Here is a 12879-nt window from a genome sequence, read left to right on the forward strand (position 1 = left end):
GGCCTTCCGGTGCTCACGTACAAGCGTACGCTCCACTCCTCAGTCCCTAGCTTCATCCAACTGAAGCGTTTTGAAAAAACGCACATCGGGAGCATAAGCTTCGGTGCTGAAAACCGACCTTTTGGAACACGCACTTAATAATAGCAGATGATCTTCCGTTAACCTTCATTCGCTTAAACAACAAAAAGCTCCCCCAAGGGAGCTTAGCGCACAAGCTCACGTCCATCATTATACGAGAGCCTCGTATGTTATTCAATCCATCCAGCCTGCAAATCCAATCATTTACTTACAACAACCATCACGCCTTACGCGCCCCGCGCTCCGATGCCTTCCGCCCCTACCTGCCTCATCTCAGCCAAAAATCCTTAAGTGCTGTGGCAGGACACGGAACGTGCCCGGCAGAACGCCGCCGAACTCGCCGTCCAGGTTCAGCTGAACCGGTCCCGGAGAGACGACCTCCATATAATCGGTGCGGAAATGCACGACCCGCTTGTCGTTGATGTGCTCGCCCCTTAAGGCGAGCGTAGCCACGCGCACGAACTCCGCCAGATTGCACTTGCGCAGCGCAATGACGTCGAACAAGCCATCGTCGATGCTCGCGCCCGGCGCGATTTTGTCGAAGCCGCCGACCGAGTTGCTGTTGGCAATGAGGAACACCATGAATTCGTCATGGATCGCCGGATGACCGCTGGCGTTGATGATAAGCTCCTGCGGCGCGAGGCTGACCATTTTCTCGATCCCCTTCAAATAATACGCCAGCTGCCCGATCATCGTCTTCAGCTTACTTGGCACTTCATATGTGAGCTCGGTCAGCGTGCCGCCGCCCGCAATATTGATGAAGTAACGATCATTCGCTTTGCCCACGTCAATCGGCCGCGTCTCGCCCCGAATGACCTGGTCGCAGTACTCTTCCCAGTTCTTCGAGATGCCGAGTGCTCGCGCAAAATCGTTCGTGGTACCCAGCGGGAAAATACCGAGCGGCGGAAGGTTATCCCTGCCAGCCATCCCGTTAATGACCTCATTCAGCGTACCGTCTCCGCCAGCTGCGATCACAAGATCGTAGCCGCGTTCGACGGCATCTGCGGCTTCACGGGTCGCATCCCCCTCTCCGGTTGTTGCATGACAGGAGGTTTCGATGCCAGCACTGTCCAGACGGTTCAATATATCAGCAAGCCGACGCTTCATTTCCTCCCGGCCGGAGGTTGGGTTATAGATTAACCTTGCATTTCTCATTAACGATACGCCACCTACTTATGATTTCAAGGATAGAAGAAGAAGTTTAGCCTGCGACTCCATCCACTGCGGCAGCAGCGGATGCGGAAGCAAGGTTCTGCCTGAATATCGGCATTCAAGCCCCTCGAGGCGATCAGGTATGACCTTCTCCGTAAAATACCCCTCACTTAAAAAAAGCGGAGCTACGATCACATCGCAGCCGCGCTCCATCCATGCTGTCACCTTGTCCCGAACATCGCCGGGACTGAGTAAGGCATAATCTGCGCTTGTTCCGCTTACCTCGCTGACTCGCTGTGCCAAAGAGTTAATACCCTTTTCCCAGCGGCTGCGAAACAGATCATGCCGGCTGCCGTGTCCGACGAGAAGAATAACTTCCTTCGCCGGGTTTACAGACAGCTCTTTTACCTTATCCCATACCATGGCCGCAATCTCGGGGTCGTCGTCCATCGGGTTACCAAAATGAACCCGGGACTGGACCCGAAACGGAGCCAGGTCCGTCTCCATGTCCGGAACGGCCTTCGCTCCTATAGCATAAGCTATTTCGTCGACATGTGTGCTGCCGGACGAGACAAATAGAGGAATGACCAGAATGTCGGTGACACCCTGGTCTTCCAAGGCCGTGATGCCGTCCTGAATCAGACGGCCCTCTACCAATTCCAGGTACGAAGATACGACGGGTATATCCATATGAGAGGCCAGCTTCTGGACGGCTTCGTCCACCAGCGACACCCATTTCTGTTCACGTGAACCATGACTAATAACCAGCACACCCGGCTTCGTCATCAGTTTAACGTCCTAAACGCTCCAGCGTCATTTTATAACCGTCATTGCCGTAGTTCAGGCAACGCTTCACACGCGAAATCGTTGCGGTGCTGGCTCCCGTTTCTGCTTCAATCTGGTTGTATGTGCATCCCTTGCCCAGCATGCGCGCCACTTCCAGCCGCTGCGACAAGGACTGAATTTCGTTAACGGTGCAGAGATCATCGAAGAATACATAGCACTCTTCCACACTGCCCAGGGTTAATATCGCTTCGAATAATTGATCGATGCTTTTATCATTTAGCTTCTTTAATTGCACTGGATGATCATCCCCTATTGTTACTGTGTATAACACTCGCACTCCCATTGTACCCGAGCGGATATAGTATTTTCAAGCATTAACGATTTCACGCACTACAGGACAACCATTACCCGGCGGGATCATCCCTTATGCACGCTCTCATTTTACCATATCAAGTGCTCGCCAAAATCTTCCTGGGCTATCGCCCAATTCCGCTCCTATCCCGAAAATCGGGACATCCGCCTAAACCCATCGCCCACCCGTGTCATACAGTATAGTATCTTAACTCAAAAAGGAAAGTGATATCATGACGCGTCATTCTCACTATTATCACCGTCGACCGACCAACCAGCGCTCCCTCATTGAAAATGAATCACTGCCGCAGGCGCCATCGCCATACCCTGGCATCTCTCCATACAGCGATTATCCGGAAGTGGGTGAAACCGCGTTATATCCATATACCGACGGTGTAACGGACATGGAGGCTTCGGCTTCGGCTCTGGCTCCATCCACGAATTCCGGCGGCGGTGGCCTGGCAGGTCTCCTTGGCGGAGGAGGCAGCAGCGGCAGCGGCGGTGGAGGCGGATTAGGCAAGCTCCTCGGCGGGCTCGGTGTCAACAATATGAGTGACATCAAGGGTCTCATCGATCGGATGGGCGGCATCGACGGCATCGTTAGCAATATTGGCAAGGTACAAAAGGTCATGCAGGGCTTCCAGCAGCTTGCGCCCATATTCTCCGTGCTGGCAGGCGCGCTTAAGAAGAAAAAAGGAGGCTCCTCTCAAAGCGCATTTACGGATCAGAATGAGGACGGCTACGAATATAGACCAAGAAGACGCCGTTCCTCGAGAAACCGACGCCGCTCCGGATCGCGCAGAACATCCGGCAAAAGCAAACGTCGCCGTTGATTTATGTAGATCGGTAGGCTATAAACCCTACTGTGAGTCTCAGAGATCCGCGCAGCTCCATAGCGCCCACCAGCGCAGCTCACACCTAGGACGGCCCAGGCCGTCCTTTTGTCTCCTTCCGGAAGTATCGAGCAGCCAAGCACACTAGGAGCGTCCACGAGCTGAATCCCAGGCGACCGGCAGACTGCACCTGATCCATTAGAAACGGCAGCGGACGTTTACCAATACGTCCAAACTTATAAGGAGCAATATCCGGAAGTCCGCATTACTGCCGATCATGACGATAACGGAGCTGTATGAAGGCATAGAAGGATAGGATTAGTTTTCTTTTTACTTAAGCAACAACAAGGCGGCTCCTTACGAGGGAGCCGCCTCTATTTCTTGTATGGGTTTTAATCTATATTTTCAATACCCCATTCTCCTGCTTCGTTTTTAGTAAAGAAGTAGGTAATTCCTTGATTTTCAATACTCCCGTCTGAGGATTTTTTTGCAAAGCGCACACCTACTCTAATTTGTTCTGGCTGATCGACTTTTTCTATAAGATCCAAATCATAGAACATAAATTGATCGCTTTCGTTTGTGTAATAGAAGCCTTCTCTTATAGATTCCAAAGACTCCTTATTCAGATTCTCTTTAAACTTTTCTTTGTTGTTCTCCACAACCGATTCAAGATTGTTCCTTATCTTGGAGATAATGTTTTCGTCAAAGAAGCTGCCTTTATATTTGTCAAAGTCAATAGAGACGCCTTTCTTAAAATCGGCCGCTGCGATGTCCTTAATTGCTTCTTTCTCGGCTGGTTCGATCAGACTTTCTGTGTTTGTTGGTGTATTGTTGGTTGAAGGTGCTGGGCTTGTTGTGTTGGTAGGTTCTTCGCTATTGGAAAGAGTGTCAGTGTCATCTGATTTCCCGCATGCGGAGAGAAGTAATGCTCCGATTAAACATAAAGATAAAATACCGCGAGAGAGATTTTTCATTAGGTTGAATTCTCCTTGTAAGTTTTGGTATATATGTAAGAACACAAGAGAGAGAAAAAAGTTGCATTTAACTAACTCGTGTTGCCAACGCAAAAACACCTCCAAGCTATCCTCCATATCTTACGACATGATTGCATTCTCTGGAAGGTGTTTTAATTTGTCTCACTCTATGGGGTGAGTCCCTTCATCGGATTATCACCAGGGTGTTTTTCCAATGGTCATGGAGCACGTAATCGGGGGGAAGTTTATTCAAGTAAGAAAAAAGAAAATAAAACGATAATTGCTTGGTCATCATTTTGAGTGGCTTGTGCGTTATCAAATTTAAAATTAGACATTAAATGAGATCGCTGATTATTATAGTATTCAGAATAATACTGTTGTAAATGAAGATGCTGTTTGGACAGAATAAACCTCCTTCAATATAATCAAATTTTTTATGAATAAGTTATTCGGAAAAGAGGATATACCCACATTATCCTGGCCGTTTTATCTTTAAAACTTGATTGTTGTTATGTAAAAGTCCTTTTCTGAATTGTTTTCTCTTTAATTTAAACAAAATCCAATATATGGTATCGTTGTACTTGAGAACTAACCATTCTAGGAGGAATGTTATGAAGAAGCTATGCGTTATTATCATTGTTTTTAGTATTTTACTTAGTGGTTGTAAAAGTACAACAGAGATACCTACTAATACGGAACAGAAAATCGAGACAGAGGTTCCTAAACAAGAAAATGATGTACCACAATTTACACCGCTTGACGAAAGTAAATATGATGGCATTCAAAAGGAAATGATTAAACTAATTAATCTTCATGCAAAATATGTAAATTTAAAAGACGAAGAAAAGTTCAAAGAATTATTTGATAATCAAGACCAAGGCTTACCTTCTTTTGAAATTTTGGGCTTGAAGGTAGATGAATTCAAAGAAATGAAGGGAAATCAAGGTCTTGTAACGATAATGTTAAACGTCAAACCACTTGAAGATAATATGTTGAATGAAGAACTTAAATTTTGGTATTATATTGCCTTGAATGAAGAAGAAGGAAAATGGAAAATTATGTCCATAGATTAAAAAATAGGGGGGAATTCCCCCCTATTTTAAGTCCAGGATGTTGGATTAACTGTAACCATATTATACACAGGACGAGCGTTATTTGTTGGATCAAATGTTCCTGAAGTGCTACCACTTTTATAGCGCATTTGAGAAGATCCACCGCCATCTAAATATGCGGCTTGATAGCAGTTTTTGCTACGCATAAATTCACGCATGCCCCAAGGAGTTTCAGATTTAAATACAGCTAAAACAATTTTCCCAGCCGAATTAATTCCAATTGCTGTACGTGCACGTAAACTAGGGTCAGAGTAGGTACCATTAGCGCTCTTGTTGATAACGTCGTTAACACTAGCAGCTCCTTCATCAACATCTAAACGACGGTAAAATTCTGTCTTATCAATACTTAAATTGGCATACAAGTTCAACCCACCAATTGCAAAGTAGTTCGTATTGGGGAAAGTAGGATAATCAGATAGCTTTTGAACATTTGCTACTTCCTGAACTCGGAAATTTCCGATTTCTTTATGATAGCTGTAGAAAGTTCCTCGTCTTTTTTGACCATAAGCATTAAATGTAGCATTTCCACCAATACCAGTACCCCTGTTTACTGCGATTCCTAAGAAATCATTTGAATTATTGAAGAAAGTTCCGTTAACGCCATATTTGCCTGAATTCATAACAGTACCAGTGATCTTTTCAACTGCAACTGCTTCAGGATCAGCTTCAATGATACGTACCTCACGGGAGTTATAAGTCGTACTAGTATATTTTGCTGTAGACATATTTCTTCATCCTCTCATTATTCATATTTTGTTATTGGTTTGGTTGGCAGAGGAAGAGATAGGATATAATCAATCCTTTGTATAGATCTCTTCATTCACCAAATAATATAAAATGTTTACTTTACAGAATATAATTAGTGTTAAAGAGCTACTGGGATATTAAACTCATAACCTGTACCCCACAGTTTATAAGTTTAAGCAGCTTGTTTAACTATCTTTATAGTATCATATTGCGTAACGTAACGCAATATGATCTTTTATAAAAAAATGTTCTTTTCTGATGTCTAAAGAGCATTAAGATTGTCATATAGAGTTTACCTACAGTCATCCGAGAGCAGAAAACAATACCATTAAAAATGGTTGCGTAATTTTTGGGTTTCATGATAATTGGCCTCTTGATTATAATATTCATTATCAGACTTGTTCCATTAGTTAGAACTTAAGGACATTTCTATTCATAGAGTTATTACTTCAATGGGACAACCCAAAGTGTAATGATTCCGCTAATGACAACGTTGGAAAAACGGCTATGACACTACGTAACGTTACGTATTGAAAGAGAATAACCGTTTGAAACTCACAGTAGGCGGGATCATCCGAACCAACATACATCATGCAGCAGGCTCCAGTCTGTTACCCTAGGCTGGAGCCATATCCTTTTATCACCCTATGCTATCCTCATCAGCGCGTCCAGTCTCCTTCGGGGCCGGCTTCTTTATTCTCGACGCTTTCGAGTGATTTTAACCGGAACCAATACGAGCCGCGCAGACCGGAACGCAGCAGCATCATAATGCTGCCCAGCAGGTACAGTACGGTCGGGATTCGCTTCATATGGGGATAGAACATCATGATGCTGCCTGAAATGAACAACAGGCCGGTCGCAATCTCGCTGATGACCATGCCCACTTCATAGCGATTCGTCACGGCCAGCTTTCGCTTTCGTTTCCAAGCCAGACGAAGCAGCCGGCGCAGCAGCCGGGAACGCAAAGGCTCATCTGGTTGACGTGATGAACGCTTCTTGGGATGTGGTTTGAGCCTGAGTTTCATATGTAGTCCCTCCTCAGCAAGCCTTTACCCCTTACGGAGGAACAAGAAACCCCAGCAATTTAGCATTCGTCTTAAACCTTTTTATTTAAACCAGCCTCTGCGCATAAACCACATCACCATGCCGCCGCCGAGCACAAACATGAGCATCAGCACGAAGAAGTATCCGTAATGCCACTGCAGCTCCGGCATATTCTGAAAATTCATCCCATAAATCCCGGCAATCAGGGTGAGCGGCATGAAGATGGTCGTGATCACCGTTAGTGTCTTCATAATCGTATTCATCCGATTCGAATTCACCGATATGTAGCTGTCCCGAAGATCCGCCGTCATCTCCCGGTCGGCCTCGATCATGTCCGCCAGCTTCAGCAGATGGTCGTAGATGTCGGAAAAATAAGCATGGTGCGCATGATGCTCCAAATGCTGCGAGTTTACAATCCTGTACAGCAGATCCCGCATCGGCACCACCGTCCGCCGCAGGCGAAGCAGCCGCGAACGCAGCGCAAACACCTGATTCATTAGCTCCTCAACCGAATCCTTCTCCCCTCGGCTTTCCAGCTCAGCCAGCTCGTCCTCGATGGCAAACAAGCTCGGGAAGTACTGATCCACCAGCTTATCCACGATCGTATAAGCCGTGAAGCTTGGACCGTCCTGGCCCAGCGGACCCTTGCCGGCGACCGAAGTAACGCGATCCCAAGCGTCATTCATTTCGGGCAGTGCCTTCTGGTGGAAGGAGACAATAAACGAAGGTGCAAGAAACAGATCCACCTCGACGGCTTCCAGCGTATCCGGCTGAAGGGCATGCAGAACAAAAAACTGCATCTGTTCGTAATAATCCAGCTTCGGTCGCTGCAGGATGTGCAGGCAATCCTCCACCGCCAGCGGATGAAAGTGAAAATAGCTCTCCAGCATCCGGGCCTCCTCCGGCGTCGGCTCACTGAAATCGGCCCAGACCCAGGCGTAATCCTCGATTCGAATCTCTTCAAGCGGAAGCCCGATTACGGCTTCATGGCTTGGCGTAATAGCTAACGTGCGAATCATAAATACACACTCCTTCCCTGCACCTTCGGTTTCATTGAACAAAAAAAGCCAATCGATTCCTGATTGGCCCACTACTATCCATTATCTATGTCTAATTACGTTTTAGAAAAGAATTTTAAATATGACTCCTGCCAGTACAGCCGTAATGGGAATCGTAATAAACCAAGTCACAATAATGCGTCCTGCCAGGGACCATTTCACGGCGGAGAAGCGTTTCGCTGAACCTACACCGAGAATCGCCGAGGTGATCGCATGGGTTGTACTGATCGGCAGATGAAGCAGCGTAGCCGAGAAGATGACGGATGCGGCCGAGAAGTCAGCTGCGAACCCGTTGATCGGCTCGATTTTGAAAATTTTCGTACCCATGGTCTTGATGATCTTCCAGCCACCGATCGAGGTTCCGAGCGCCATCGCTGTCGCTGCCGAAATTTTAACCCAGAGCGGAACTTCCATCTCGGTCAATTGACCGGAGGTAACCAGAGCAAAGGTAATAATCCCCATCGCCTTCTGTGCATCATTGGTACCATGCGTGAAGGATTGAAGTGCTGCCGTAAAAATTTGCATCGTACGGAAGCCTTTATTCACCGTATGCGGGCTGCGTTTAGCAAAGATGACCTTGAGCAGCTGCATGACCAGATAACCGATCACAAAAGCAATGATAGGCGATAAGATCAACGCCAAGACGATATCCTTAAATCCGGCGTAATTCAGCATGTCGCTTCCCGCGCCGACAAATACCGCACCGGCCAATGCCCCGATCAGTGCATGAGAAGAGGACGAAGGCAATCCGAACCACCAGGTAACCAGGTTCCAGATGATGGCTGCAAGCAATGTTGCAATAACTACCTCGATCCCGTTATCCAGCTTGGTCGGATCCGCGACGCTGCCGCCGATGGTTTTGGCAACCCCTGTGAACAGCATCGCACCGATGAAGTTCATACTGGCTGCAAGCAAAATGGCTACCCGCGGCTTCAAGGCCCGGGTTGATACCGACGTTGCAATGGCATTCGCCGTATCGTGGAACCCGTTGATGAAGTCAAATGCAAGCGCCAAAAAAACAACAATTACTAATACTAACATCGTTGTATCCATTGTTCAGGACTCCCTTACGAGTTGCGCATAATGATGGATTCCAGCATATTTGCCACGTCTTCGCAGGTGTCCGTGGTCGTTTCAAGACGTTCGTAAATCTCTTTTTTCTTGATCAGCAGAATCGGGTCAGAGACGGTGGCGAACAGATCCTTGATGCAGATGCGCAGCAGCTCGTCGCCTTGGTTCTCCAGATCGTTCAAGCGGATCGTGTACTCACGAATAGCCAGCAGTTTCTTTTGAGAGAGCAAATGAATGGCTTTCTGAATTTCGTAAGCCGATTGACGCAGAATTTCAGCAAACTGTACCATGTACTCGTCAGGTTTCCCCAAATTGTACATATAGAACCGGGATGCGGTTGCTTCCAATCCGTCCATCACATCGTCCATGCTGGTTGTCAGGTCCATAATATCGTCGCGTTCGATTGGCGTGATAAACGTTTTGTTGAGCTCAGTAATGATGGTATGTGTATAGGTATCACACTGGGACTCGTATTTTTTCATTTCATTGGCAAATTCAAGCACATCTTGAAGATTGGAAACGTGCTGCGAAAAATAATCTGCGGCTTGTACCACCGTATCGGCCATATTCTCCAGCGTTTGGAAGAATATATCCTTTTTCTTCAATTTCATACTCTTAACCCCTTTTTTCGATAAATTGCCGCGAACGCCCTCAAAAGATAGACAACCTTGACTATCTTATCACATCCATGGCAGGGTGTGTATAGAAAAGTAACACTCAGAAATGTAAGGAACTAACAAAAAAGAAGATGCATGGATATCGCTTCAATTCTCCTGCCTATTAACATCTCCGTATGAGTGCAAATTATCCCGACAGAGCATCCTCCATCCACATCTTATGCATCAAGGATTCGTAATGGTCACATGACTTTCAAAAGAAGGCGAATTCGGCACAATGTTGAAATACGTCGTTCCCGGCACCAACGGCACTTCCTTGCCGTCCTTCACGAAACGGATCGCATCGCCCGCTGCGCGTACCCACTGCCCCTCGATGACTTCTCCCCGCTGGAACAGCATCGCTTTCCCGCCCGTTTCCACATTCACGGCAAGCCGGCCCACATCATCCAGCACTTTATGATCCGCCCCCAGCACGATTACATTCGCGGCCTCCAGCTGAACATTATCGTTGAGATCCACATGCGGCGATCCGTTGACCCACCGTTTGTACGTATTGGTCGAACCGTCATACTCATAAGCCACCACATAACTATCCAGTAAAAATTTGATTTCTACCTTCTCCCCGGGTTCACCGGACACAACCTGCACAGGCGCCGTTCCCTCTGCACCATCGCCGCTTGCAGCTGCCGGCTCCGAATAGAACGAATATTGCGGCACTTTCACGTCGTTGCCATAATTAAGCTTGGCTGCTCCTTCACGGAGCTTCTCGTCGCTGGAATACAGATTATGCGGCGCTTTGCGTTCCTTGTCTCTCCAGAAGAAAGAGCCTGCATTTCCGATCTCGTCCATATCCTGCTTGCCTTGCTTTTGGATGATGCTATAAGCTTCAGGGCTGCCGCCAGCATGTACAAGCACGCCGCCGTAGCTCTCGCCTAGATTGATCAGATAAGGACGAATGCTGCGAATCGGCCCGATCTTCTCAATACCGCTCTGGCTTTGGAAAATGCCGATCAAACGCGTGATCCCTCCCTCCGCCAGCACTTCATACACCATGTCCGCTTGTCCCAGACCCGACTGCGGCCTTGCCGCCGGTGCGTTATTGATCATAATGGCCAGTGGCCGCTGCGTCAGTGACGCTTCTAACGGCAATCCTGTCAGCGGTGCCTTATATGGAGAAGATGCATTCTCCTGAGGCACTTCCACTGGCTGCTCGATCGGAGCCTCCACCACCGGCGCCGGGACAGACTCTGCCTGCTGCTTACCACCACATCCGGACAGCAGCATTACGGCCGCCATCGACAACAAGCTTGTCCTCCATGCGAATTTCCTGAAAGACCCATTGCTATGCATATTGTTTCCCCCTATGAACGCTCCCATTACTTATTACCCTAATTTCCCAACCGATTTGCCCAAAATTTCCAACCAACAATTCAACTTTAGTTTACATTTAATCACAAAATCCGTGCTTTGTCTGTATAAAGGAGGGATACAATCCTTTAATGAATAACCTTGACAGAATTGCCTTGGCAGCGCTTTATGCTCTGCCGGAGGCTGATGATTGGGGATTGAACAGACACCCAAATATGCCCAGGGTAACGTGCCTTGCGGAAGCAGCTGGGCATTGGAGAGCAGTTGCTCAAAAAATAGCAGCGCGCAAGAGAGCGGTGCATATATGACAGCCGCACACACTAAGAGTGCCGTTCACATAAGACTGCCGTACACACAAGATTGCCGTACACACATGACTTCCGTGCACACGAGACAGCCGTACACATAAGACAGCCGTTCCACAAGACTGCCGTTCACACGAGACAGCAGTACTCACAAATCTGCCGTTCACATAAGACTGCCGTATACACGAGACAGCAGTGCTCACAAGTCTGCCGTACGCATAAGACTGCCGTACACACGAGACATCAGTGCTCACACGACAGAGTACACATAAGACTGCAGTGCTCACAAGTCTGCAGTGCTCACAAGTCTGCCGTACACACAAGACTGCCGTACACACATGACTGCCGTTCACACATGACTGCCGTACGCACAAGACCGCCGTTCACACATGACTGCCGTTCACATAAGACAGGCGTACACACATGACTGCCGTACATACAAGACAGCAGTGCTCACAAGTCTGCAGTGCTCACAAGTCTGCAGTGCTCACAAGTCTGCAATGCGCACAAGACAGAGTACACACGATGTACAAAACACCCTTCGTGTGGCGCTCATTTTGGAATGTTCACAACTTTGTGATATTTATCACATGTAATGTGAATATTTTCACTTATAATAAAGACATAGAGAAGGTGATCACTTCCCAAGGCAACAAGAACTAACAACAACGACATCAGTAACATCGCAATAACCCATTAATCCAAAAAATCAAAACTCATTCAAGGAGTGGTTTATATGTTTAACAACTGGCTGAGAACAAACAAATTTGCAATGTGGCTGCTGACCATCATTCGGGTCTACATCGGTTATGAATGGCTAACAGCAGGTTGGGGTAAATTGACGGGCGGCGGATTTGACGCAGGGGGCTTCCTCCAAGGCGCGATTGCCAATGCAACCGGCGATCACCCAGCGGTACAAGGCTGGTGGGCAGCGTTCCTTGAGCACGCGGCACTGCCGGGCGTGAAGCTCTTCAACGTCATCATCCCGCTCGGTGAATTCCTGGTAGGTCTCGGACTCATTCTCGGTACCTTCACCACCTTCGCCGCCCTGATGGGACTGGTCATGAACGCCGCGTTCCTCTTCTCGGGCACCGTGAGCACCAACGCCCAAATGTTACTGCTTGAAGTGCTGATCATCGTCGCTGCGGCCAACGCCGGTAAAATCGGTCTCGACCGTTGGGTTCTCCCTTACCTTCGTGGCCTGTGGAATAAAATGACCCACAAAACAAACCAAGATGAAGGTATCGCGCCAACACCGCTTAAAAAACGCACCGCGTAAAGATAAAGCATCAAACATGAGATGATGGAGAACCATTCGGTTCTCCATCGTCTTTTTTTCATGCCAAGAACCCATGCCAAATCCAGACCTTTGCGAATACTGTA

13 protein-coding genes are annotated in these 12879 nt (G+C 47.6%); 3 read left to right on the forward strand and 10 right to left on the reverse strand.

All coding sequences use genetic code 11. The features are described from left to right. Positions 1 to 351 precede the first annotated feature (351 nt). From ABEW73_RS22295 to ABEW73_RS22305, 3 genes are read right to left on the reverse strand one after another with little or no spacing between them, the layout of a single operon-like run. Positions 352 to 1233 carry a diacylglycerol kinase gene (locus ABEW73_RS22295; protein ID WP_430169219.1) on the reverse strand — a complete coding sequence of 294 codons (882 nt, stop codon included), beginning with the start codon at positions 1231 to 1233 and terminating at the stop codon, positions 352 to 354. 18 nt (positions 1234 to 1251) lie between these two features. Next, positions 1252 to 2016, reverse strand: coding sequence for a sirohydrochlorin chelatase (locus ABEW73_RS22300; protein WP_430169222.1), 765 nt, complete (start codon positions 2014 to 2016; stop codon positions 1252 to 1254). A 4-nt stretch (positions 2017 to 2020) separates the two neighbouring features. After that, positions 2021 to 2311 (reverse strand): YerC/YecD family TrpR-related protein, encoded by a 291-nt coding sequence (locus tag ABEW73_RS22305; RefSeq protein ID WP_053489879.1) that lies wholly within the window; start codon positions 2309 to 2311, stop codon positions 2021 to 2023. Between the two features lie 289 nt (positions 2312 to 2600). On the opposite strand from ABEW73_RS22305, the gene ABEW73_RS22310 reads away from it, so the two are divergent. After that, positions 2601 to 3200 carry a hypothetical protein gene (locus ABEW73_RS22310; protein WP_430169225.1) on the forward strand — a complete coding sequence of 200 codons (600 nt, stop codon included), beginning with the start codon at positions 2601 to 2603 and terminating at the stop codon, positions 3198 to 3200. A gap of 392 nt (positions 3201 to 3592) precedes the next feature. Here ABEW73_RS22310 and ABEW73_RS22315 read toward each other — a convergent pair whose 3' ends face one another. Next, positions 3593 to 4174 carry a hypothetical protein gene (locus tag ABEW73_RS22315; protein WP_430169228.1) on the reverse strand — a complete coding sequence of 194 codons (582 nt, stop codon included), beginning with the start codon at positions 4172 to 4174 and terminating at the stop codon, positions 3593 to 3595. 611 nt (positions 4175 to 4785) lie between these two features. Here ABEW73_RS22315 and ABEW73_RS22320 point away from each other — a divergent pair. Further along, complete coding sequence (locus ABEW73_RS22320) at positions 4786 to 5247, forward strand: hypothetical protein (RefSeq protein ID WP_430169231.1); 462 nt, start codon at positions 4786 to 4788, stop codon at positions 5245 to 5247. Between the two features lie 26 nt (positions 5248 to 5273). Here ABEW73_RS22320 and ABEW73_RS22325 read toward each other — a convergent pair whose 3' ends face one another. The 6 genes from ABEW73_RS22325 to ABEW73_RS22350 all read right to left on the reverse strand — a co-directional run bounded on the left by ABEW73_RS22325 (position 5274) and on the right by ABEW73_RS22350 (position 11173). Continuing rightward, positions 5274 to 6011, reverse strand: a complete 738-nt coding sequence (locus tag ABEW73_RS22325; RefSeq protein WP_430169233.1) for a phosphodiester glycosidase family protein — start codon at positions 6009 to 6011, stop codon at positions 5274 to 5276. A gap of 681 nt (positions 6012 to 6692) precedes the next feature. Then, positions 6693 to 7058 (reverse strand): YrhK family protein, encoded by a 366-nt coding sequence (locus ABEW73_RS22330; protein WP_430169236.1) that lies wholly within the window; start codon positions 7056 to 7058, stop codon positions 6693 to 6695. An 81-nt stretch (positions 7059 to 7139) separates the two neighbouring features. Beyond that, positions 7140 to 8096 (reverse strand): magnesium/cobalt transporter CorA, encoded by a 957-nt coding sequence (gene corA / locus ABEW73_RS22335; protein ID WP_430169239.1) that lies wholly within the window; start codon positions 8094 to 8096, stop codon positions 7140 to 7142. Between the two features lie 102 nt (positions 8097 to 8198). Then, positions 8199 to 9188, reverse strand: coding sequence for an inorganic phosphate transporter (locus ABEW73_RS22340; RefSeq protein WP_430169242.1), 990 nt, complete (start codon positions 9186 to 9188; stop codon positions 8199 to 8201). A gap of 14 nt (positions 9189 to 9202) precedes the next feature. Further along, positions 9203 to 9817 (reverse strand): DUF47 domain-containing protein, encoded by a 615-nt coding sequence (locus tag ABEW73_RS22345; RefSeq protein WP_053489885.1) that lies wholly within the window; start codon positions 9815 to 9817, stop codon positions 9203 to 9205. A 231-nt stretch (positions 9818 to 10048) separates the two neighbouring features. Further along, a complete protein-coding gene (locus tag ABEW73_RS22350) occupies positions 10049 to 11173 on the reverse strand; it encodes a DUF3048 domain-containing protein (RefSeq protein WP_430169245.1) in 1125 nt (374 codons plus the stop codon). Positions 11174 to 12232: 1059 nt separating this feature from the next. Between ABEW73_RS22350 and ABEW73_RS22355 the strand changes: the two genes are divergently transcribed. Then, positions 12233 to 12775: a DoxX family protein gene (locus ABEW73_RS22355; protein ID WP_076325570.1), complete on the forward strand. Its 543-nt coding sequence runs from the start codon at positions 12233 to 12235 to the stop codon at positions 12773 to 12775. Positions 12776 to 12879: the final 104 nt, after the last annotated feature.

The organism is Paenibacillus lautus (assembly GCF_050482385.1).
Classification (GTDB): Bacteria; Bacillota; Bacilli; order Paenibacillales; family Paenibacillaceae; genus Paenibacillus_AQ; species Paenibacillus_AQ lautus_B.

Bases quoted from the DNA above. Each gene is read 5' to 3' on its own strand.
- ABEW73_RS22350 (WP_430169245.1), bottom strand. From the start codon at position 11,173: ATGCATAGCAATGGGTCTTTCAGGAAATTCGCATGGAGGACAAGCTTG.
- ABEW73_RS22320 (WP_430169231.1), top strand. From the start codon at position 4,786: ATGAAGAAGCTATGCGTTATTATCATTGTTTTTAGTATTTTACTTAGT.
- ABEW73_RS22300 (WP_430169222.1), bottom strand. From the start codon at position 2,016: ATGACGAAGCCGGGTGTGCTGGTTATTAGTCATGGTTCACGTGAACAG.
- ABEW73_RS22310 (WP_430169225.1), top strand. From the start codon at position 2,601: ATGACGCGTCATTCTCACTATTATCACCGTCGACCGACCAACCAGCGC.
- ABEW73_RS22355 (WP_076325570.1), top strand. From the start codon at position 12,233: ATGTTTAACAACTGGCTGAGAACAAACAAATTTGCAATGTGGCTGCTG.
- corA (WP_430169239.1), bottom strand. From the start codon at position 8,096: ATGATTCGCACGTTAGCTATTACGCCAAGCCATGAAGCCGTAATCGGG.
- ABEW73_RS22315 (WP_430169228.1), bottom strand. From the start codon at position 4,174: ATGAAAAATCTCTCTCGCGGTATTTTATCTTTATGTTTAATCGGAGCA.
- ABEW73_RS22345 (WP_053489885.1), bottom strand. From the start codon at position 9,817: ATGAAATTGAAGAAAAAGGATATATTCTTCCAAACGCTGGAGAATATG.
- ABEW73_RS22340 (WP_430169242.1), bottom strand. From the start codon at position 9,188: ATGGATACAACGATGTTAGTATTAGTAATTGTTGTTTTTTTGGCGCTT.
- ABEW73_RS22295 (WP_430169219.1), bottom strand. From the start codon at position 1,233: ATGAGAAATGCAAGGTTAATCTATAACCCAACCTCCGGCCGGGAGGAA.
- ABEW73_RS22325 (WP_430169233.1), bottom strand. From the start codon at position 6,011: ATGTCTACAGCAAAATATACTAGTACGACTTATAACTCCCGTGAGGTA.
- ABEW73_RS22330 (WP_430169236.1), bottom strand. From the start codon at position 7,058: ATGAAACTCAGGCTCAAACCACATCCCAAGAAGCGTTCATCACGTCAA.